The following is a 20243-nucleotide window of genomic DNA, read 5'->3' as shown; positions in this document are numbered from 1 at the left end:
ACGGTCTCGCGCCGTTGGCTCAGCCGATGGTGCCGGCGGCGCGCAGCGCGGCGATCCGTGCCGCGTCCACACCGGCCTCGGCCAGCACCTCGTCGGTGTGTTCACCCGGCTGCGGCGGCGGTCGGCGGACCGAGGTCGGCGTGGCCGAGAAGCGGGGCGCCGGTGCCGGCTGGGTGACTCCCTCCGGCGCGACGAAGGCCTCCCGGGCGGCCAGGTGCGGATGCCGTGGGGCCTCGGCCCAGTCGAGCACCGGCGCCACGCAGGCGTCCGTACCGGCCAGCAGCTCCGCCCACTCGTCACGGGTGCGCGTGCGGAACAGCCGGGCCCAGGCGGCCCGCAACGCCGGCCAGTTCGTCGGGTCGTCCCGGTCCGGGGCCTCGTCGTCCGCCAACGGGAAACCGGTGAGCCGGACCAGTTCGGCGTAGAACTGGGGCTCCAACGCGCCGACCGCCACGTACCGGCCGTCGGCGCACTCGTAGGTGTCGTAGAACGGCGCGCCGCCGTCGAGCAGGTTGACCCCGCGCGGATCCTGCCAGAGCCCGAGGCCCCGCAGCGCGTGGATCTGGGTGGCCAGCACCGACACCCCGTCCACGATGGCCGCGTCGACCACCTGGCCGGGCGCGCCGCCGCGTACCGCGTGCAGCGCCGCCACCACGCCCAGGGCCAGCATCATGCCGCCGCCGCCGAAGTCGCCGAGCAGGTTCATCGGCGGCACCGGACGCTCGCCGGCCCGACCCACCCCGTGCAGCGCGCCGGTCAGGGCCAGGTAGTCGATGTCGTGGCCGGCGGTGCGGGCGAGCGGCCCGTCCTGCCCCCAGCCGGTCATCCGCCCGTACACCAGGCGGGGGTTGGCGGCGAGGCATTCGCGCGGGCCCAGGCCGAGGCGCTCGGCCACGCCCGGCCGGAAGCCCTCGACCAGCGCGTCCGCGCCCGCCACCAGCGACCGCGCCAGCTCCTGCCCGTCCGGGTGCTTGAGGTCCAGCGCGACCGAGCGGCGGTTGCGGTTCAGCAGGTCGCCGGGGAAGCTGCCGAAGCCGCCCCCGCCCACCCGGTCGACGCGCACCACGTCCGCGCCCAGGTCGGCCAGCATCATGGCGGCGAACGGCCCCGGGCCGATGCCGGTCAGCTCGATCACCCGTACGCCGGTCAGCGGTCCGGAGTTGCTCACCCGCGTCACCCTAGGGTCCTCGAGCCCCGCGGCGCCACGCCCGATCCGGGACACAGCGGTTGACCAGGGCAATCATGCGTGCCGTGACTTGGCGTCCGGGCCCTGCTTGGCCTAGCCTTGGAGTCGCGAGGGGAGTACTTCCCACGAACCATTCCGGTCAGTACGGCGAGCCCCCGGAGGCGAGCCTCGGGTGGTTGCCCACGAAACCGTGGGTGAAGGAGACCTCGAACATGACACGGTGTTCGAGGAGGCCCCATGACCGAAGTGTCCTACCTGTCCGCGGGTGAGCTGTCGTCGATCGGCACACCCACGCTGTGGGCGGTGACGATCGCCGGCGTGCTCGCCCTGCTGGTGCTGGACTTCCTGGTCACCCGCAAGCCGCACGAGGTCTCCATTCGCGAGGCGCTCGGCTGGTCGGCCTTCTACATCGCGCTTCCGCTGGCCTTCGGCGCCTGGATCTGGTCCCGCTGGGGCGGCCAGCAGGGCATCGAGTACCTCACCGGTTACCTGGTCGAGAAGTCGCTCTCGGTTGACAACCTCTTCGTCTTCATGCTGCTGCTGGCCGCGTTCGCGGTGCCCGCCGCGCTGGCCCAGCGGGTGCTGCTCTACGGCATCGCCGGCGCGCTGGTGCTGCGCGCGATCTTCATCGCGCTGGGCGCCGCCGCCCTGCAGACGCTCGACTTCGCCTTCCTGCTCTTCGCGATCATCCTCATCGCCACCGCGGTGAAGCTGCTGCGCGACGCCCTCTCCGGGCACCAGCAGGAGGTCGACATCAACAAGATGCGGTCGGTGAAGCTGCTGCGCAAGGTCATGCCGGTGGTCGAGGAGTACCACGGCACCCGGATGACCATCCGCCAGCAGGGCCGCCGCGCCCTCACCCCGTTCGCGCTCGTCGTGGTCGCGGTGCTGGCCACCGACATCGTCTTCGCGGTCGACTCGGTGCCCGCCGTCTACGGCATCACCGAGGACCCGTACCTGGTCTTCGCCACCAACGCGTTCGCGCTGCTCGGCCTGCGGGCGCTCTACTTCGTGCTGCACGCGGCGCTGAGCCGGCTGGTGCACCTGAGCTACGGCCTGGCCGTCATCCTGGCGTTCATCGGGCTCAAGCTCGGCCTGCACTGGGCGCACGGCATCTGGAAGGGCGTGCCGGAGATCCCGACGCTCGCCTCGCTCGGCGTGATCATCGGCGTCCTGGTGATCGTCACCATCACCAGCCTGCGCGCGACCCGCAACAGCGGCGACGGCGACCGCACCGTCGTGCACCAGTGACCGCCCGGGGCCCCGGTCGACACCGGGGCCCCGGAACCCGTTCCTCGGCCCGGCCGGGGGTGGTAGGACTGACGGGTGGGAATCGTGTCGCCGGGCTTCCAGGGCCGGCCCCGTGCGTCCGCGCCGGACCTGCCCCCGGGGCAGTACCTCACCGAGGACTTTCCGGTGCTCTCCGCCGGCCCGACGCCACGGGTGCCGCCGGACACCTGGGAGTTCGTGCTCACCAGCGAGACCGGCGCGGAACACCGCTGGTCGTGGGACGAGATGATGAGCCTGCCGCAGGACACGCTGACGGTGGACCTGCACTGCGTCACCCGCTGGTCCAAACTCGGCACCAGCTGGCAGGGCGTCTCGCTGGACACGTTGCTCGACGGCGTGGACACCGAAGCCCGCTACGCGCTGGCCCACTCCTACGGCGGCTACACCACCAACCTGCCGCTGGACGACCTGCGCGGTGGGCGGGCCTGGGTGGTGCACACGTACGACGGAGGTCCGCTGCCGGCTGAGCACGGCGGCCCGGCCCGGCTGCTCGTGCCGCACCTCTACCTGTGGAAGTCCGCCAAGTGGGTGCGCGGCATCCGGCTGCTCGTCGACGACCGGCCGGGCTTCTGGGAGACGGCCGGCTACCACGACTACGGCGACCCGTGGCGCGAGCAGCGCTACCAGGGCGACTGAGGTGACGGCGCCGACCACCGGCCGGGTGGCGCCGCTGACCTGGCGGGTTGCCCGGCTGGTCGAGCGACGGATCGAGACGCCGACCGCGCAGACGCTGCTGCTGGACGTGCCGGGCTGGCCGGGCCACCTGCCCGGGCAGCACGTCGACGTGCGCCTGACCGCTTCGGACGGCTACCAGGCGGCCCGGTCGTACTCGCTCGCCGGCCCCGCCGACGGCGAGCGGATCGAGGTGACCGTGCAGCGGGTGCCGGACGGCGAGGTGTCTCCGTACCTCGTCGACACCTGGGCCGAGGGCGACCCGGTGGAGGTCCGCGGCCCGGTCGGCGGCTGGTTCGTCTGGCGGAGCGACGAGACCGCGCCGGTGCTGCTGGTGGGCGGCGGCTCCGGGGTGGTGCCGCTGATGGCCATGGTCCGGGCCCGCCGGGCCGCGGGCAGCCGGACGCCGTTCCGGCTGATCTACTCGGTGCGGACCCCGGGCGACGTGATCTACGCCGACGAGCTGCGCCGCCGGGCCCGCGACGACCAGGGCCTGGACGTCGCCTACGTCTACACCCGGCAGGCGCCCGAGGGCTGGCGGGGCGAGCCGCACCGGATCGGGCTGGCGGACGTGAACAGCCACGGCTGGCCGCCGGACCTGGAACCGCTCTGCTACGTCTGCGGCCCCACCGGGTTCGTGGAGACCGTGGCCGACCTGCTCGTGGGGTTGGGCCACCCGACCCGGCGGGTGCGGACCGAGCGGTTCGGGCCGACCGGCTGACCACCCGAGGAGGGCGCATGACCGACATGACCTACCTGGACGGCAACATGCTCGACGGGCCGCTGCGTGAACTCCTCGCTGTCGACCTGAGCGCCACCACCGGACGCTGCGACAACTGCGGCATGACCGGCCCGATGGCCGGCCTGCACGTCTACTCGCACGCCCCGGGCCTGGTCGGGCGCTGCCCGGCGTGCACCGGGGTGATGGTGCGCCTGGTCCGCGCGCCCGAGCGGGCCTGGCTGGACCTGCGCGGCACCACGTACCTCCAGGTCCCCATGCCGGTGGACCAGGGCGCCCGCCCGCCGCGCTGACCTTCCGCCCGCGCCGGGGAGGTGGCGGCGGAGCCGGCCGACGAGCTGACCGACGGTCACCGGCACCACCGACAGGACGAGTTGGCCGTTGCGCGGGTCGACGGTCGCGGCCACCCCGTACAGCCGGGCGCCGTGCCGCAGCAGCCGAGGTCGACCGGTGGCGAGCCGGGGCGCGCGCACCGGCGCCCGGCCCCGACCCTGGTCGCCGTCCACCTCGGCGCGGACCGGGTGACGTTGGCCGCTGGCCGCGCTGGCGGCGAGGAGCCGGTCGACCGGGAAGTCGGCGCGCATGGTCCGCCCGCTCGGGTCGGTGGCGTCGAGCCGGGTGGCGCCCGCGACCGGGCCGGCCACCAGCCGGACCGGCCCGACCTCCGCGGCGAAACCGGGGTACGGGCTGCGCGCGGTCACCGTGACGGTCTGCCCGTCGACCCAGCTCACCTCGACGGTGTCCAGCCGGGCCAACCAGTCGGCGCGTACGTCGGTGACGTCGGTCCAGGCGGCCGGCGCGCCCGGGTAGCCGGCGTGCCAGCGGCCCGCCTCGACCACGGTGACCGGTACGCCCCGGCGGATGTCCTGGTCGATGACGGCCAGCAACTCGTCGACCCCGCCGGCGCTCACCGCGCCCAGGCGCAGCCGGGCCTCGATGTCGAGCCGCTCCCGCAGCCCGTCGGTGACGTACCGATCGACCAGCCGGCGGACGCTCGCGTGGATTCGTTCCTGGGTGGGCCGGTCCAGCCGGCGGAAGTCGTCGCCGACCAGGTTGGCCAGCTCCAGCCCGACGTGGCGGCACAGCACCGCGTCGCGGCGCGCGCCGGCCGGGATCAGCCCGTCGACGAACGCGAACAGCCGCTCTACGCTGGTCAGACGCTGCTCGACGCGGCTGTGGTAGGTGATGTTGCGGGCGTCCAGCCGGCGTACGGCGTGGTAGTAGTCGTAGTCGGCGAGCGCCGTGATCCGGCGGGCGTGGTAGCAGGCCGCCAGCGTGAACGGCTGGTCGCTGAGGACCGGCATGTCCTCCGGGAACCGCAACCCGAGGCTGTCGACGAGGTCCCGGCGGAACAGCTTGGTGTTCGCCAGCGACCACGGCAGCGCCGAGTCGAAGAGGCTCACGTCGACGGCGTTGCCGGCGGCGAACACGTCGGAGAAGACGTGCCGGCCGTTGACGCCGACGACCTTGCCGAGCACCACGTCGGAGCCGTACCGGTCGGCGGCGGCGACCAGCCGTTCCAGCGCCTCGGGGCCGAGCCGGTCGTCGGAGCCGAGGAAGAAGACGTACCGGCCGGTCGCCAGATCCAACCCACGGTTGCAGGGCGCGGCCGGGCCGCCCGAGTTGGGTTGGTGGACCACCCGCAGCGTCCCGGGGTGCCGGGCGGCGAGCCGGTCCAGCAGGCGACCGCTGCCGTCGGTGGACCCGTCGTCCACCGCCACGATCTCCATCCGGTCCGCGCCGATGGTCTGCCGCAGCAGCGAGTCGAGGCAGGGGCGCAGGTAGCGCAGCGTGTTGTAGACCGGCACGATCACGCTCACGTCGGGGCGGGCCACCGGTGGGCGGTCCGTCGCCTCCTCGGCTGTCACTGCTGGTCCTCCGTCGGTCGTCCGGCTCGTCCGGCGCGACCCAGCGTGGTGGGGCGACCCGTCCGGGTGACGACACCGACGTGACGCCGAGGTGACGTCGAGGCGGCGGTTGGATACGCGAAAGGGCCCGACCCCTGGTGGGGTCGGGCCCTGTTCGGGTGGTGTCAGCTGGTGCTGTAGCCGCGGGTGGCGATCCAGTCGGCGAGGTTGTCGACGGTGATGCGGTAGGAGGCCTGGTCGGGGTTGGCGCTGTCGGCGATGGTGACGGTGCGGCCGTCGTCCTGGTAGCCGACGACGCTGATGTAGTGGCCGCCTTCGAAGGAGTGGGTGGTGCCGTCGGTGTCGGTGGCGGTGCCGGCGATGTTGGCGACCACGGCGCGGCCGTCGTCGACGGTCTTGACGATGTCGGCGCGCAGCTTGTCGGTCTGGGTGTCGTCGGCCTTGCCGGTCTTGATCTCGACGGACTTGTAGGGCTTGCCGGTCTCCTTGTTCAGGACCGGGGTGATGTCGTTGATGCTGTTGGTGCCGTTCTCGGTGGTGCCCATCTCCTTGGCCATGGCGTCGACGTCGATGTTCTTGCCGAGCACGCTGATGGCGTTGCGGGCGGCGGCGGGGCCGCAGTAGTAGAAGTTGGGCTGGGCTTCGTAGCGCACGTCGAGTTCCCGTTCGCCGTGGCCCTTGCGGTCGGCGACGACGGTGGTCTTCTCGGCCGGGGCGGCGTGCGCGGCGATGGCGGGTCCGGCGATGCCACCGGCGGTGGCGGCGATACCGGCGGCGGTGAGCACGGTCTTACGCAGCAGGGTGGTAGCCATGATGGTGCCTCCCAAGGGGGGTTGGGGGATCACGCGGCGCGGGGGATGCCACGCGGAGGGGAAAGTCTGGGGGATGGGCCCGGCGGCGTGCGGCCTGCTCGGGGGCCCGGGGTGCCGGCGGGTACTCCGGCGGCTCGGGGATGTAACGACGGCCGGTGGCCGGTCATTCCCACGCCGGCCAGCGGTCGGCCAGGCGCCGTGGCCGGTCATGCCGACCGGGCTGCCCGGTGCCTCGACGGCCCGGGCCCCACGCGGCCTGCCAGGTATAACGCCCCGCCCCCCGCCCCGATTCCGCCGCCACGATGACGCCCACCACACCGCCCCACGCCCCGCCGCCCAGACCGGTCGATCATGAAGTTGACGGTGTCGGAAAGCGCTCTCCGGTCAGCTAACTTCATGATCGACGATGAATCGGGCGTTCGGGAGGGGGGTGGGTGTGAACCCGGGTGCGGGTGGGGGGCGGGGATGGGCGAGAGTGGTGCGTTGTGAGGTATCTGCGCAGCGACGGGCGCGTCGCGATCCGCCGTCCCCGGGCCGGCGACGAGGCGGAGTTCGTGGCCGCCGCCCGGCGCAGCCGGGACCTGCACCACCCGTGGCTGTCGGCGCCGGCCGACGCCGAGGGCTACGCGGCGTACCTGCGCCGGATCCGACGGCAGGACACCTCCGGGTTCCTGTTCTGCGACCGCGCCAGCGGGGAGATCGCCGGGTACGCGAACATCGGCGGTATCGTGCTCGGCGCGCTGCGGGGCGGCTACCTCGGTTACGCCGCGTTCCGCCCGTACGCGGGGACCGGCCATGCCGCGGCCGGCGTGCGGCTGGTGATTGAACACGCGTTCGGCGCGCTCGGGCTGCACCGGTTGGAGGCGAACATCCAACCGGGCAACGAGCCGTCGAGGAGGCTGGCCCGCCGCCTCGGTTTCCGGTTGGAGGGCTTCTCCCCGGACTACCTGTTCGTCGACGGCGCGTGGCGGGACCACGAGCGCTGGGCGATCACGGCCCCGCCGACGTCCTGACCGGTCGCCGCCCTCAGCTGCCGGGTTTCGGGAACGCGACCGGGCTGCGGTGCCCGGCCCGGTCCACCGCCCGCACGCCGAAGAACACGTTGTCCTTGGACAGGTCGATCGTCACCTCGGTGACGTCGCCGACCGCGAGCACCTTCTGCCACCGGTCGGCGGTGGTCTCCCGCCACACCACCTCGTAGCCGGCCAGGTCCGGTTCGGCGCCGCGCTGCCAGCGCAGCGTGGTGTCGTTGGTCAGGTTCGTGGTGACCACGATCGCGCCCTTCGGGGTGCCCGGGGCCTGGGCGAGCGACCACAGCGTCGCGGCGTTCACCCGGGCCACCCGGGTGATGTAGTCGAAGTCGCAGAACTCCGGCAGGTCGCCGTACTGCACGCCGTCGACGACCCGGACGTCCTGGTGCTGGTGGGCGAAGTCCTCCGCCGGCTCGGTGAAGCGGCCCGCCGGCCAGCCCTCCCGCAGGAACGAGATGTGGTCGCTCCCGCGCAGGTAGCGGTCGCGCCGGTAGATCACCCGGACGTCCATCCCGGTCGAGCCGTTGTCCGCCACGTCGCTGACGAACCGGGCGAGCTGCCGCGACGGGGAGTCGTTCTCGCCGCCGACGGACTGCCGCACGCTCGCCTCGGCCGGTGTCTCCGCGGTCGGCACGCCCTCGGCGAAGAGCCGCACGGTACGCGGGTCGCGGGTGCCGTCGTCGGCGGTGCTGCTGCCGACGATGTCGTTGCTGAACATGCCCTGCACGTCCACGCCGGCCGCCTTCAACCGCCCGGCCAGGTACGCCGAGCCGTACAGTCCCTGCTCCTCGCCGGCGACGGCGGCGAGCACGATCGTCGCCTCGCTGCGCCGGGTGGCCAGCACCCGGGCCAGCTCCAGCACCACGGCCACCCCGGAGGCGTCGTCGTCGGCGCCGGGCGCGTCGCTGACCGCGTCCATCACGTCGGTGGCGCGGGAGTCGTAGTGGCCGGTGATCACGTACACCCGCTCGGGGCTGACGTCGCCGCGCAGCGTGGCCACCACGTTGGTGATGGTGGTGGCGGTCGGGATCCGGGACGCCGGTTCCTGCACGTAGGACTGGAGTTCGACGGTCATCCGGCCGCCGGACGCGGCGGCGTACCCGGACAGCTGCGCGTGGATCCAGTCGCGGGCGGCGCCGATGCCGCGTACCGGATCGTCCTGGCTGGAAAGCGTGTGCCGGGTGCCGAACGCGGCGAGTCGCCGGACGGTGGCCTCGATCCGCCTCCGGTCGATCTCGCGCAGCAGCGCGGCCAGCTCGCGGTCCGGCGGCTGTGGCCGGGCCGGCCGGCCCGGGCCGGGCGGGACGGCGGACGCGGCGGACGCCGGGTCCGCGGCGAGCGGGGTGGCGACGGCGGCGGCGGTGGCCGCGGCGGAGGCGGTGAGGAAGGTACGCCGGGTCGACCTCGTGGGTCGGCCCTCGGCGGTCTCGTGGTTTCCCATCCCGGCATCCTCGCGCCGATCACGAGGAATGTCCATATCGGCCCGGGTGGATGGATTGTCGAGACGTTTGTCGGTGGTCTGCCCGGGAACGGCAGCGGACATGACGAAACCACGTGTGGTGATCGTGGGGGCCGGGTTCGCCGGGTACCACGCGGCCAAGACGTTGCGCCGACTGGCCCGCGACCGGGCCGAGATCGTCCTGCTGAACACGACCGACTACTTCCTCTACCTGCCGCTGCTGCCCGAGGTGGCGGCCGGCGTGGTCGAACCGACCCGGATCTCGGTGCCGCTCGCCGGCACCCTCGACGGCGTGCGCGTGGTGGTCGGCGAGGCCGACCGGGTGGACCTGCAGAACCGCTGGGTCGGCTACCGCTCCGCCGAGGGCGAGCACGGCCAGCTCGCGTACGACCGGCTGATCCTCTCCGTCGGCAGCGTCAACAAGCTGCTGCCCATCCCCGGCGTGACCGAGTACGCGCACGGCTTCCGCGGCCTGCCCGAGGCGCTCTACCTGCACGACCACGTGGTCCGGCAGGTGGAGTTGGCCGAGCTGACCGACGACCCGGCCGAGCAGCGGGCCCGCACCACGTTCGTGGTGGTCGGCGCCGGTTACACCGGCACCGAGGTCGCCGCGCACGGGCAGCTCTTCACCGACCGGCTGGTGGCCCAGCGCCCGCACCTCAACGTCCGACCCCGCTGGATGCTGCTGGACGTCGCGCCCCGCGTACTGCCCGAACTGGACCGGCGGATGTCCGTCACCGCCGACCGGGTGCTGCGCCGCCGCGGCGTCGACGTGCGGATGGGCACCTCGGTCGGCGAGGCCACCCCGGACGGGGTGATGCTCACCGACGGCGAGTACGTCCCCACCTGCAGCCTGATCTGGTGCGTCGGGGTGCGCCCCGACCCGTTCGTGGCCGAGCTGGGACTGCGCACCGAGAAGGGCCGGCTGGTGGTCGACGAGTACCTCAACGTCCCCGGCTATCCCGAGGTGTTCGCCTGCGGCGACGCGGCGGCGGTGCCCGACCCGACCCGCCCCGGCCAGGTGTGCGCGATGACCGCGCAGCACGCCCAGCGGCAGGGCAAGCTGGCCGCGCACAACATCGCCGCCTCGTACGGGCAGGGCACCCGCAAGTCGTACAAGCACCACGACCTGGGCTGGGTGGTGGACCTCGGCGGCAAGGACGCGGCGGCCAACCCGCTGCACGTGCCGCTGTCCGGCCTGCCGGCCAAGGCGGTCACCCGCGGCTACCACCTGCTGGCCATGCCCGGTAACCGGCCCCGCGTCGCCGCCGACTGGGCGCTCGACGCGGCGCTGCCCCGCCCGGCGGTGCAGCTCGGCCTCGTGCCGGCCAACGCGGTGCCGCTGGAGAGCGAGTCGCCGGAGCTGGTCCGCCGGGGCACCTGAGCACGTGGTCACCCGCCGGCCGGCGGACGGTCCACCGAACCATCGTCTCGTTCCCCGTCGGCCGGTGCGGCCAGGGCCGACCGACCGGCGGGGACGAACTCGCGCAGCAGCACCTGCACGATGCCGGCCGCCGGGATCGCCAGCAACGCGCCGACCAGGCCCGCCAGCTCGGCCGCCAGCAGCACGCTGAACAACACGGTCAGCGGGTTCAGCCGGACCGCGCGGGCCATGATGACCGGTTGGAGCAGATGGTTCTCCACCTGCTGGTAGACCACGAAGAAGACCAGCACCACGAGGCCGGCGGTGGGGGAGCGGGCGAACCCCGCGCCGGCCGCGACGATCGCCCCCAGCGTGGCACCCACCAGCGGGATCAGATCCACCACGGCGACCACCAGGGCGATCACCGCGGCGAACGGCACCCCGAGCAGGAGCAGCACGGCGAACGTCAGTCCGCCGCAGATCAGGCTGATCACCAGGTTGCCGCTGAGGTAACCGGTGACGATCCGGGACGAGTCGCGGCCGATGCGCCGCAACCGCTCCGCCGGGCCGTCACCGACCAGGCGCAGCGTGGCCCGCACGATCCGGGGCGCCTCCAACACCATCAGGTACGCCAGCACCACCACCGTGACCAGCGCGGCGACCGCCTGCGCCACGCCCCGGACCAGCCCGACGGTCGGCTCGCCGAGGCGGGAGCCGTACCGGCGCAGCTGACCCGGCTCGGCGTACCGGAGCAGGTGCAGGCGGTCCAGCAGCTCGCCGATCGGCCCCCGCCCGGCCTGTGCCTCGTGCACCACGTGCGGCGCCCGGTCGGCGAGCCGGCCCAACTCGTCCACCAGCGGCAGGACGATCAGCGTGCCCAACGCCGCGAGCAGCACGAACGTGGCCAGGAAGACCAGCAGGGTGGCGAGCGCCCGCCGGCGTACCCGGCGCTCCAGCCGGTCGACGAGCGGCTTGAGGGCCACCGCGAGGAACGCCGCTACCAGCCCCCACACCAGCACCCGCCGGGTCGCCCAGATCAGCGCCAACCCGACCACGCTGGCCAGCACGAGGCCGATCACGATCAGCGTCCGGCGGGCGGTGGACCGGTCGTCGGCGACGCTCATCCGGCGCGGCTACCCGCCCTGCCGGGCGGAAAACCCGGCCCGGGGCGGCCGGCCGGCTCAGGTCAGGTCGGCGTCGGTGACCGGCGAGGCGCCGGCGGCGAACGTGTCGAGCGCCGGACCGTGCAGCACGGTCCCGGGCACCGGGTCGGCGGCGACCCGGGCGGCGAGGCGGCGCACCGGCAGCCGTCCCGGGCGGAGGGTGCCCGCGAGCACCACGTTGCCGTAGCGCCGGCCGCGCAGCATCCGCCGGTCGGTGACCAGGTAGACGTCGGCGAAGACCGCGCGCAGCGTGGCCACCTGGGCGCGGGTGTGCGCCAGCGGCGGCAGGTCGGTGAGGTTGACCAGGTAGACGCCGTCCGGGCGGAGCACCCGGGCCACCTGCGCGGCGAACTCCACGGCGGCCACGTGCCCGGGCATCCGGGCCGCCCGGTAGACGTCACCCACCACCACGTCGTACGCCCCGGCCGGCGCCTCGGTGACCGCGTAGCGGGCGTCACCGAGCGCGACCACCACCTCCGGCGGCGCCGGCGGCAGCCGTCGGCGAACCAGGTCGACCACGGCGGGATCGCGCTCGACGACCCGCTGCGCGGAACCGGGTCGGGTGGTGGCCAGCCAGCGCGGCAGGGTGAGCGCGCCGCCGCCCAGGTGCAGGGCGGCCAGTGGGCGTCCGGGCGGCGCGGCCAGGTCGATCACGGCGGCGATCCGCCGCACGTACTCGAAGTGCAGGTGGCTGGCGTCGACCACGTCCACGTAGGACTGCTCGACACCGTCGGCGAGCAGCGTACGCCCGGTGGGGCGGGCCGGGTCCACGACGATCTCCAGGACCTCGGTGTCGCTCTCCACGCCCGGAACGCTACCGGGCGGTTCGGGTGTGGAGCGGGGGCCCCGCCTGTGCCCGAGGCGTTCAGCGGGGCCCCGCCTCGCACGTCAGCCGGCGGCCATGCCGGCGCCGGCCTCGTCGATCGCGGCGTCGACCCGGTGTGCCAGGTCGACGTCCGCCGCGGTCACGCCGTCGACCTGCTGGGTCCGGACGGTGAGCACGGCGTTGTCCGGATCCGGCCGGCCGATCTGCGGCCCGCGCCCGCCGGCGGCCTTGAGCCGGTCCAGCCGGTCGAGCACCCGGTCCAGGTTGCCGCCGGGCAACTCGATGGTGCGCACCAACGACCGCCGGTCACTGGACCAGTAGGGGAGCGTGTCCAGCGCGTCCCGCAGTTCCGGCTCGCTCAGCGGCGCGGTCGCCGAGGACGCGCCCACCAGGCCGCCGCCGTAGTCGGCCGGTGCGAGCAGGTCCCGCAACCCGTCGGGTACGCGCAGCGAACCGACCAGCTCGGCATCGGCGTCGGCCAGCGCGGCCAGGGTGGCCTCGGCCTGGTAACGGGCCTGCTCCGGGGTGAGCCGGCTGCGCCGCCCGACCTCGGCCAGGAAGCCCGGCAGGTCCTGCCGCCGCTCGATGCCGTCCACCGGCACCACGTCGTGCAGCTTCACCGGCACGGCGTCGAGCAGCCGGTCCCGCCCGGTGTCGTCCAGCGCCCAGGCCAGGGCGAGCACCGTGGCCTCCGCCGCGACCTTCGCCTCGGCGAAGTCGACGCCGGCCCGCCGGCTCACGGCGTCCACCAGATCCCGGTACCCCATTCCGACCGCCGCGTCCGGCCGCGGGTCCGGCAGCGGGCGCGGGCGCTCCGCCACCCCCACCGCCGGCGGGGCGGGACCGCCGCGCGTGCTGTCCGGCTTGTGCCGGCCGGCCGGCGGCGGGCCGGACCGGTCGTGCTGGTCCAGCGAGGTGACCTGCTTGGACGCGCTCAGGCTGGCGCCGATCTCGCTCGGCCGCAGCCCCTGCTCCCGGGCCTGCCGGGCGAGGGCCCGGCGCCGCTGGTTGTCGCCCTCCATCTGCTTGCGCATGTCCTCGCACCTCGTTCCTGGTCGGTGGTGCCTGCGCCGGACGCCTTCCCGGCGCTGCCGGGAAGCTAACGGGCCGCCGCCGGGCGGCCCGCTTCATTCGCTGCGGGTGAGGGGCGCTCACCCGACGGGGCCGCAGGATCGCAGGGACCGGACAACTTCCGACGCACGCGGAAGGGCAGGTCGTCATGAAACGGATCGTGGAGATCGTCCCCGCCCGTCCCGGCTGGTACGCCCGCTGGCGCCTCGGCCCGGACGCGACCCGGTGCTACCCGGTGACGCTGTGGGCGCTGCTCGAGGAGAACGACGGCGGCGGTCGCGAGGTCGTCGGCGTCGACTGCGTCGGTCAGTGGCCGGGCGCGGACGACGACGCGGACGCGGACTTCGTCCGCTATCTGTTCCAGACGCCCGATTCCGGTGTGCCGGAGGACGCCGAACCGCCGTCGGCGGCGGGAGAACCGGACAGCGGGCCGCGTCGTACGGCCGTGCCCGCCGTGTGAGCCAACCTCCCCGGCCCCCGACCCCTGGTCCCAGGGTCGGGGGCCACCCCCCGCCCGTGGACCCGTCGCGGGTCGCTCAGCCCACCTCGCGGGCGTCGGCGGCCGCCGGTCGGGGCGGAGCGGGGAGCAGCTCGGCCAGGCCGGTGCGGTCCAGCAGTTGCCGGACCTGCGGTTTCATGTCGGTCACGTGCACCCCAGCGGTGCCGGACCGGTGGATCACCACCAGCGCGCTCAGACCGGACGAGTCGCAGAGCGTCACGTCGGCGAAGTCGAGCCACAGCTCCTGGTGACCGTCGCGGCGCAGCTCGGCGGCGGCCTCGACGAGCTCCGGGGCGGTGTCGAAGTCGAGCTCACCGGCCAGCCGCAGCCGGGCGGACCCGGCGTCGAGCCGGTCCACCTCGATGGTCAACAGCGGGGAGAGCATGCGTCCATGTTCCCAGTCGGCGGTGTTCCGGAAACCCCCGGGGTCACGCGGACGCGGCCGACCCGGACGCCGGCCGCCCGTCGACCGGTGGACGGTCCAGCAGACCGGTGACGCCGGTCATGTCGAGGATGGTCTCCAGGAAGCGCGGAACCGCCCGGAGTTCGATCGCCGTACCGATCTGCTGCCCCTCACGCCAGGCGTGCACGATCACGGACAGGCCGGTGCTGTCGAGGAAGTTCAGACCACCGAAGTCGAGCACCAGCGCCGCGGGACGGTCGGCGAGCAGGCGGTCGATCTCGGCGCGCAGCGGCGCCGAGGTGGCGTAGGCCAGGTCGCCGCCGACACCGACCACCGGGGCCGCGGGGTCGGAACGGTCCACGGAGATGCTCACCGGGGTGGCTTCGGGCTTTCTCCGTTGGGGAACCACCATCACGCCTTTCCGCAGGCTGCCGGTCGGGCAGGGACGTCCGGATCGTAACAATGCCGGAACCGGACCGCTCGGCGTGTGCCCGGCCACCACGGCGTCGTCGAGTGGCGGTCGGGGCGTACCGGCGTAGGGTGGGACGACGGGATGTGACCACAGGCGCCGCTCTCGGCGCCTCGCGGATGTCGACGAGGAGAGTGGGGCTCAGCTGGTGACTGCTGCCGACGTCAGGGGTTCCGACCCGGGCGACGGACGGATCTCCACGCCGGGCGCCGCACGGGCTCGGGTGTGGTCCGCCGCCGCCCCGACGGCGTCCGCCCTCCCGCGTCTGGCCCCCGACCACGACGTCGCCGCCGTCCCGGGCTGGTCCGAGGTGGTGGAGCACTTCCGCGAGGGGCTGATCGTCTGCGACCCCGACGGTGTGGTGCGCCACGTGAGTCCGGTCGCGGAGCGGCTCGTCCCCGAGGTGGTGCCCGGCGAGGTGCTGGCCGCCACCGGTGTGACAGCGCTCGCCGGTGACGGCCCGGCCGAGTTCACCCACCACGGGCGGCGGCTGCGGCTGCGCCCGGTTCCGCTCTCCGCGGCCCGCCGCTGCTGGTACGTCGAGGACGTCACCGAGAGCGTGAGCCGGGCCGACGCCCTGCTCGCCGAGCGGGCCCGCTCGCTCTTCCTCGCCGTGGTCGGCGAGAAGCTCGGCAACCCGCTGCACCCCGACCGTGCCGCGGCCGCCGTGGCCCGGCTCGCCGTGCCCACGCTCGCCGACGTGGCGGTGCTGGTGCTGGCGCCGCGGTCCGGCCGGGCCCGCTGGTGGCGGGCGGTGCGCGCGGACGACGAGGCCCCCGCCGTGGACAGCGGCGTGCTGGCGGCCGCGGCGCTGCCCGCGGCGATCGAGACCGGCCTCGCCGGCACCGAACCGCACGCGCTGGACTGGCTCGTCGAGCAGGCCGCCGAGGCGGGCTGGCTGCCCGGCCTCGACGTGGCCGGCGCGACCGCGCGGGTGGTGCCGCTGCCCGGTCGGGAGGCTCCGGCCGGTGTGCTGCTGGTGGCCCGCCGCGCCGGCCACTGGTACGACGAGGCGGACGTCGACCTGGTCCGCGCGTTCGCGGCCCGGGCGGGGGCGGCGCTGACCACCGCCATGCTCTACCGCGACCAGGCCGAGGTCGCCGACACCCTGCAGGCGAGCCTGCTGCCGGTGGAGCCGGCGGCGGCCGCGGGTGTGCAGTGGGGGACGGCCTACCGGCCGGCGCAGGCCGGGCTGCGCATCGGCGGCGACTTCTACGGTTCGCACCGGCTCGCCGACGGCGGTTCGGTCTTCTTCCTGGGTGACGTGTCCGGCAAGGGCGTGGAGGCGGCGGTCTTCACCGGTCAGCTCCGCCAGTGCCTGCACGCCCTGCATCGGGTCGAGGCGCAGCCGGGGCGGCTGCTGAAGCTGCTCAACGACGCGCTGCTGGAGACCACCCAGGCCAACGGGCAGGGCCGCTTCGCCACCATGGTGCTCGGCGTGACCCGCCCGCACCGCGACGGCGGGCTGACCCTGACCATGGCCGGCGGCGGTCACCTGCCGCCGCTGGTGCTGCGGGAATCCGGCGAGGTCGAGGTGGTGCCGTTGAGCGGCATGCTGATCGGCGTGGTGCCGGACCCGCGGATCGGCGAGACCACCGTGCACCTGGCGCCCGGGGAGACCTGCCTGCTCTACAGCGACGGGGTGACCGAGGCGCGCGGCGGGTGGCGCGGCGACGAGCAGTTCGGCGCCGACCGGCTGCTCAACGCGCTGAGCGGTTGCCACCGGATGCCCGCGCCGGCGCTGGCCGAGCGGGTCGAGCAGGTGACCTGCGACTGGCTCGCGCACGGTGACCACGACGACATCGCGGTGCTCGCGCTGCGGGCCTCCGGTCCGGCCGGCCGGGCGTCCCGTCACCTGCACGCGGTGCCGGAACCCAGGAACGCCGTCCGATCGAGGGAGCTGCCCGCGTGAGCGCGACCACCACCACCGGGGCCGGACCGGCCCAGGCCTTCCCCGGCTACCTGGAGTGCCTGGCCGAGGCCGACGAGCAGGCCGCCGTGGCGGTGGCGCGCGGGCTGCTGGAGGCGGGCGTGCCGGCCGAGCGGGTGCTGCTCGACCTGGTCGCCCCCGCCCAGGCCGAGGTGGGGGAGCGGTGGGCGCGTAACGAGTGGAGCGTCGCCCAGGAGCACGCCGCCACCCACATCAGCGAGCGGGTGGTGGCCGCGGTGGCCGCGTACGCCGATCCCCGCCCGACCCGCGGCCGGATCGTGATGGCCTGCATGGACGGTGAGTGGCACGCGCTGCCGGCCCGACTGGTCGCCGAGGTGCTGCGGCTGCGCGGCTGGCAGGTCGTCTTCCTCGGCGCCAGCGTCCCCGCCGCGCACCTGGTGTCCTACCTGCACCGTTACGACGCCGACGCGGTGGCGCTGGCGTGCGCGTTGCCGATGCGGTTGCCGCACGCCCACCGGATGATCGAGGCGTGTCGCCGCTCCGACGTGCCGGTGGTGGTGGGCGGGCGCGGCTTCGGCGCGGACGGCCGCTGGGCCCGGGTGCTCGGTGTGCCGTGGGCGCCGGACGCGCCGGCCGCGGCCGACCTGGTCGCCGACGACCGGGCGCTGCGCGCGGCGCCGGTCGCGCGGCTGGACCACCTGGCCGACGACGAGTACGCCAGCCTGGTCAAGCGCCGCGGTGAGCTGATCGACAGCGCGCTGGCCGACCTGCGCGAGCGGGTGCCGGCGGTGGCCGACTACACGCCGGCGCAGCTCGACTCCACGGTCGGCGATCTCGGCTACATCGTCGACTTCCTGGCCGCCGCGCTCTACGTCGACGACCAGACGTTGTTCGCCGAGTTCGTCGAGTGGCTGGTGGAGATCCTGGTCAGCCGGGGCGTGCCGGCGGGTGCGGTCGGCCTGACGCTCGACCACTACGGACACGAGCTGCGGGACTTCCCCCGCGCGGCCGGGTTCCTCGAGCGGGGGCGTGCCGTGGTCGGCGGGCTGTCGGCGGCGACCGCGGGCCGCTGACTCGCGGACGCCGCGACGGCCCCTATACTTGCTGCACTGCAAGGGTTCGCCTGCGGTGGGAGCGAGAGGGGCCACGGTGACGTTCACCGTCACGTACGCCCAGCGGGGCGAGATCGGCGCCGGTCTCCGGCTCACCGGTGAACTCGACCTGAGCACGGCCGGCGAGTTGAACGCGGCGATCGACAGGCTGGTCGCCGACGGCCGCCGCGAGCTTCTGCTGGACCTCACCGAGCTGACGTTCTGCGACTCGACCGGCATCGCCGCCTTCGTCCGCGGGGACAACCTCGTCGCCGCCGACGGCGGCTGGTTGCGGCTGACCGGGGCGGGCGGCCGGGTGGCCCGGGTGCTCCAGGTGACCGGCCTCGCCGAGGTGCTCGCACACCGCCGTGACGCGGCCGACCCGACGGCGTCGGCCAGCTCCTGATCGGATAGATTTCCCCGCCAGCGGCCGGCCGTGCGTCGGCGCCCTCCTCAAGACGAAGCAGGTAGCCCCATGGGTCAGCCCAGCCCCAACCCCGTTCGCATCCTGGTGGTGGACGACGACCCGGGCGACGTCCTGATGATCGAGGAGGCGCTCGCGGAGTCGGACGTCGAGAAGGTCATCCACGTGGTCGCCGACGGCGAGGAGGCGATGGAGTTCCTCCGTCGGGAGGGTCGGCACAGCGAGGCCCAGCGGCCGGACGTCATCCTGCTCGACCTGAACATGCCGCGGATGGACGGGCGGCAGGTGCTCGGCGAGGTCAAGCGGGACGAGAACCTGCGGACCATCCCGATCGTGGTGCTGACCACCTCCAACGCCGACACCGACGTGGTCAGCAGCTACACGCTCCAGGCCAACGCGTACGTGACCAAGCCGATCGACCTGGACGACTTCAACGACGTGGTGCGCCGCATCGACGAGTTCTTCGGCCGCGTGGTCGTGCTGCCGAAGCACGCCTGACGGCCCCGAAGCCCGCGCCTGGCGGATGCTGAACATTTTCCGCGAACGGCCGCTCCCGGCCTCGCCCGCCGGAGCAGGATCGTCGTGGGGGACGTACGCGGCTGCCTGGGGGGCGACAATGAGGTTCTCGGTGGTGGAGTCCGGTTACGACCGGCGTCAGGTGGATTCCTGCCTGGACGAGCTGGATCTCCAACTGGGCCGGCTGGCGGCGCGCGTGGAGGGCGCCGCGGGCACGGGCCGGGAGTGGGACCAGATCCGCCTGGACGCCCGGCACCTCGGTGACTTCCTCCGGCGCCGCGCCGCGCCGGCCGAGGACGCGGCCGGCGCCGACCCGTCCGCCGCCGAGCGGGAGGCCGCCGCCCTGCTGGCTCGCGCCCGCGCCGAGTTGGAGGCCGCCCGGGACGAGGCCTGCCGGGTGCGGGAGGAGGCGTACGCCGAGGCGGTTCGGGCGCGCCGCGAGTTCGAGGCCGCGTTGCTGGCCCGCCGCCGCCACGAGGCCCGCGTCGACGACATCCTCTCCGGCGTGCGCTGAGCAAGCGCCCCGCCGCACGCGCCCGGTAGGGGCAGGGCCCGCCTGCCACGTGCCGCCGCCGGCTCAGGCCAGCGCGGCCACCACCGTGGCGGCCCGGTCCTCGTGCTTGGCGTAGGCGTCGGGGAACGCGGAGACCTGCACCGCCTGGGCCGCGCCGGTCACGCTCATGTCCTCCCAGCCGGGCACCTCGGCCAGCGCGGTGAAGAACGCCCGGGCCGCGTACGCGGGACGCATGAGTTGGGCGACCGTGCCCCAGCCGCTGCTCGGGCGCTGCTGGAACAGCCCGACCGAGTCGTGGTCGGAGCCACTGCCCTGGTGCGGGTGGTCGAACGACTCCGGCAGCACGTCGCTGGCCAGGTTGTGCAGGTCGCTCTCCTGCATGGCGGTGGCCACCGCCACCACCAGCGCCCGGCGCGGCAGTCGCATGTCCCGTCCGACGTCGACGATGGCCTTCGCGTTGTCCATCTGCCGTTGGTCGAGCCCGGCGACGGGTCGCGGGTGGGCGGGGCGGGGAGCCTTCCGCGGTGCCTTCTTCCGGGCCGGCGCGGGGCTGGGCGTGACGGCCGGGGCCGGTGCGGCGACCGGCGGCGCGACGCGGGTGAAGTCCCGGGAGACCCGCTGCTCGGTTGCGGCCCGGTCGGCGAGCGCCTCGCGGACCTTCAGGTTCGGCGGGGCGACCTCGCCGACACCGACCACGCCGACCAGACCGAGGCAGCAGGTCACGCCGGTGGCGACCGCGATCCGGCCGGGGACGGAGCGTCCCGGGCCGCGGCGGAGCGGTTCCGGGGCCCGGTGCCGGCCCACCCTCCGTTCGGCCGATGCCGGGTCGATCGTTCGGCGAACCGGGTGCTGCGCGGACAGGGGCTGGGGATCGGAGTGGTCGGGGTGCACCCGCCGAGGTTAAAGATCTTCCCGGCGCTTGCCATCGGGCTACTTGGTGGGATGCGCCACACTTT

General features: G+C 74.3%; 21 protein-coding genes and 1 pseudogene. 12 read left to right on the top strand and 10 right to left on the bottom strand.

The features are described 5' to 3' along the window. Positions 1–19: 19 nt before the first annotated feature. Complete coding sequence (locus O7598_RS16550; protein WP_269692227.1) at positions 20–1177, bottom strand: CaiB/BaiF CoA transferase family protein; 1158 nt, start codon at positions 1175–1177, stop codon at positions 20–22. Positions 1178–1423: 246 nt separating this feature from the next. Here O7598_RS16550 and O7598_RS16545 point away from each other — a divergent pair, with 246 nt between their 5' ends. From O7598_RS16545 to O7598_RS16530, 4 genes are all read left to right on the top strand, one after another. Continuing rightward, the gene (locus O7598_RS16545) at positions 1424–2437 is read left to right on the top strand and encodes a TerC/Alx family metal homeostasis membrane protein (protein WP_269692226.1); all 1014 of its coding nucleotides are present in this window, start codon (positions 1424–1426) and stop codon (positions 2435–2437) included. Positions 2438–2521: 84 nt separating this feature from the next. Next, on the top strand, positions 2522–3112 hold the full coding sequence (locus O7598_RS16540; protein ID WP_269694892.1) for a sulfite oxidase-like oxidoreductase: 591 nt from the start codon (positions 2522–2524) through the stop codon (positions 3110–3112). A 1-nt stretch (position 3113) separates the two neighbouring features. Further along, positions 3114–3869, top strand: coding sequence for a ferredoxin reductase (locus O7598_RS16535; protein ID WP_269692225.1), 756 nt, complete (start codon positions 3114–3116; stop codon positions 3867–3869). A 17-nt stretch (positions 3870–3886) separates the two neighbouring features. Beyond that, positions 3887–4180 (top strand): DUF6510 family protein, encoded by a 294-nt coding sequence (locus tag O7598_RS16530; protein WP_332367405.1) that lies wholly within the window; start codon positions 3887–3889, stop codon positions 4178–4180. On the opposite strand, the pseudogene O7598_RS16525 reads toward O7598_RS16530, so the two are convergent. Next, a pseudogene (locus O7598_RS16525) lies at positions 4181–5722 on the bottom strand (glycosyltransferase family 2 protein); the annotation flags it as partial. A gap of 197 nt (positions 5723–5919) precedes the next feature. Continuing rightward, on the bottom strand, positions 5920–6567 hold the full coding sequence (locus tag O7598_RS16520) for a C39 family peptidase (RefSeq protein ID WP_269692224.1): 648 nt from the start codon (positions 6565–6567) through the stop codon (positions 5920–5922). A gap of 485 nt (positions 6568–7052) precedes the next feature. Here O7598_RS16520 and O7598_RS16515 point away from each other — a divergent pair, with 485 nt between their 5' ends. Continuing rightward, on the top strand, positions 7053–7580 hold the full coding sequence (locus tag O7598_RS16515) for a GNAT family N-acetyltransferase (RefSeq protein WP_269692223.1): 528 nt from the start codon (positions 7053–7055) through the stop codon (positions 7578–7580). Positions 7581–7593: 13 nt separating this feature from the next. Here the strand turns inward: O7598_RS16515 and O7598_RS16510 are convergent, their stop codons facing one another. Further along, complete coding sequence (locus O7598_RS16510) at positions 7594–9039, bottom strand: M20/M25/M40 family metallo-hydrolase (RefSeq protein WP_269692222.1); 1446 nt, start codon at positions 9037–9039, stop codon at positions 7594–7596. 100 nt (positions 9040–9139) lie between these two features. Here O7598_RS16510 and O7598_RS16505 point away from each other — a divergent pair, with 100 nt between their 5' ends. Continuing rightward, the gene (locus O7598_RS16505) at positions 9140–10441 is read left to right on the top strand and encodes an NAD(P)/FAD-dependent oxidoreductase (RefSeq protein WP_269692221.1); all 1302 of its coding nucleotides are present in this window, start codon (positions 9140–9142) and stop codon (positions 10439–10441) included. An 8-nt stretch (positions 10442–10449) separates the two neighbouring features. Here O7598_RS16505 and O7598_RS16500 read toward each other — a convergent pair whose 3' ends face one another. The 3 genes from O7598_RS16500 to O7598_RS16490 form a co-directional block, all read right to left on the bottom strand. After that, positions 10450–11544, bottom strand: coding sequence for an AI-2E family transporter (locus O7598_RS16500; protein WP_269692220.1), 1095 nt, complete (start codon positions 11542–11544; stop codon positions 10450–10452). A 57-nt stretch (positions 11545–11601) separates the two neighbouring features. Beyond that, the gene (locus tag O7598_RS16495) at positions 11602–12387 is read right to left on the bottom strand and encodes a spermidine synthase (protein WP_269692219.1); all 786 of its coding nucleotides are present in this window, start codon (positions 12385–12387) and stop codon (positions 11602–11604) included. An 84-nt stretch (positions 12388–12471) separates the two neighbouring features. Then, a complete protein-coding gene (locus tag O7598_RS16490) occupies positions 12472–13443 on the bottom strand; it encodes a DUF2267 domain-containing protein (protein WP_269692218.1) in 972 nt (323 codons plus the stop codon). Between the two features lie 185 nt (positions 13444–13628). Here O7598_RS16490 and O7598_RS16485 point away from each other — a divergent pair, with 185 nt between their 5' ends. Then, positions 13629–13940, top strand: coding sequence for a hypothetical protein (locus O7598_RS16485; protein ID WP_269692217.1), 312 nt, complete (start codon positions 13629–13631; stop codon positions 13938–13940). A 76-nt stretch (positions 13941–14016) separates the two neighbouring features. Here O7598_RS16485 and O7598_RS16480 read toward each other — a convergent pair whose 3' ends face one another. Both O7598_RS16480 and O7598_RS16475 read right to left on the bottom strand, forming a co-directional pair. After that, entirely contained in the window at positions 14017–14364 is a 348-nt protein-coding gene (locus tag O7598_RS16480) for an STAS domain-containing protein (RefSeq protein WP_269692216.1), read from the bottom strand. A gap of 43 nt (positions 14365–14407) precedes the next feature. After that, the gene (locus O7598_RS16475; RefSeq protein WP_269692215.1) at positions 14408–14755 is read right to left on the bottom strand and encodes an STAS domain-containing protein; all 348 of its coding nucleotides are present in this window, start codon (positions 14753–14755) and stop codon (positions 14408–14410) included. A gap of 244 nt (positions 14756–14999) precedes the next feature. Between O7598_RS16475 and O7598_RS16470 the strand changes: the two genes are divergently transcribed. From O7598_RS16470 to O7598_RS16450, 5 genes are all read left to right on the top strand, one after another. Then, on the top strand, positions 15000–16763 hold the full coding sequence (locus O7598_RS16470; protein WP_269692214.1) for a PP2C family protein-serine/threonine phosphatase: 1764 nt from the start codon (positions 15000–15002) through the stop codon (positions 16761–16763). After that, entirely contained in the window at positions 16760–17815 is a 1056-nt protein-coding gene (locus O7598_RS16465; RefSeq protein WP_269692213.1) for a cobalamin B12-binding domain-containing protein, read from the top strand. The genes O7598_RS16470 and O7598_RS16465 overlap by 4 nt, the downstream gene beginning before the upstream one ends. A 76-nt stretch (positions 17816–17891) precedes the next feature. Continuing rightward, entirely contained in the window at positions 17892–18239 is a 348-nt protein-coding gene (locus O7598_RS16460) for an STAS domain-containing protein (protein WP_269692212.1), read from the top strand. A 69-nt stretch (positions 18240–18308) separates the two neighbouring features. Then, the gene (locus O7598_RS16455) at positions 18309–18755 is read left to right on the top strand and encodes a response regulator (protein ID WP_269692211.1); all 447 of its coding nucleotides are present in this window, start codon (positions 18309–18311) and stop codon (positions 18753–18755) included. 118 nt (positions 18756–18873) lie between these two features. Further along, positions 18874–19287: an ATPase gene (locus tag O7598_RS16450; protein ID WP_269692210.1), complete on the top strand. Its 414-nt coding sequence runs from the start codon at positions 18874–18876 to the stop codon at positions 19285–19287. Between the two features lie 63 nt (positions 19288–19350). Here O7598_RS16450 and O7598_RS16445 read toward each other — a convergent pair whose 3' ends face one another. Next, positions 19351–20178 (bottom strand): hypothetical protein, encoded by an 828-nt coding sequence (locus O7598_RS16445; protein ID WP_442929864.1) that lies wholly within the window; start codon positions 20176–20178, stop codon positions 19351–19353. Positions 20179–20243: the final 65 nt, after the last annotated feature.

Origin of the sequence: Micromonospora sp. WMMC241 (assembly GCF_027460165.1) — a bacterium.
Lineage (GTDB): Bacteria > Actinomycetota > Actinomycetes > Mycobacteriales > Micromonosporaceae > Micromonospora > Micromonospora humi.
The sequence above is the reverse complement of the archived record's forward strand: the minus strand, read 5'-3'. Positions and strand labels throughout refer to the sequence as shown.

Excerpts from the sequence above, each read along its gene's own strand:
- O7598_RS16490 (WP_269692218.1), bottom strand. The coding sequence starts at position 13,443 with ATGCGCAAGCAGATGGAGGGCGACAACCAGCGGCGCCGGGCCCTCGCC.
- O7598_RS16500 (WP_269692220.1), bottom strand. The coding sequence starts at position 11,544 with ATGAGCGTCGCCGACGACCGGTCCACCGCCCGCCGGACGCTGATCGTG.
- O7598_RS16450 (WP_269692210.1), top strand. The coding sequence starts at position 18,874 with ATGAGGTTCTCGGTGGTGGAGTCCGGTTACGACCGGCGTCAGGTGGAT.
- O7598_RS16520 (WP_269692224.1), bottom strand. The coding sequence starts at position 6,567 with ATGGCTACCACCCTGCTGCGTAAGACCGTGCTCACCGCCGCCGGTATC.
- O7598_RS16545 (WP_269692226.1), top strand. The coding sequence starts at position 1,424 with ATGACCGAAGTGTCCTACCTGTCCGCGGGTGAGCTGTCGTCGATCGGC.
- O7598_RS16510 (WP_269692222.1), bottom strand. The coding sequence starts at position 9,039 with ATGGGAAACCACGAGACCGCCGAGGGCCGACCCACGAGGTCGACCCGG.
- O7598_RS16480 (WP_269692216.1), bottom strand. The coding sequence starts at position 14,364 with ATGCTCTCCCCGCTGTTGACCATCGAGGTGGACCGGCTCGACGCCGGG.
- O7598_RS16530 (WP_332367405.1), top strand. The coding sequence starts at position 3,887 with ATGACCGACATGACCTACCTGGACGGCAACATGCTCGACGGGCCGCTG.
- O7598_RS16505 (WP_269692221.1), top strand. The coding sequence starts at position 9,140 with ATGACGAAACCACGTGTGGTGATCGTGGGGGCCGGGTTCGCCGGGTAC.
- O7598_RS16485 (WP_269692217.1), top strand. The coding sequence starts at position 13,629 with ATGAAACGGATCGTGGAGATCGTCCCCGCCCGTCCCGGCTGGTACGCC.
- O7598_RS16455 (WP_269692211.1), top strand. The coding sequence starts at position 18,309 with ATGGGTCAGCCCAGCCCCAACCCCGTTCGCATCCTGGTGGTGGACGAC.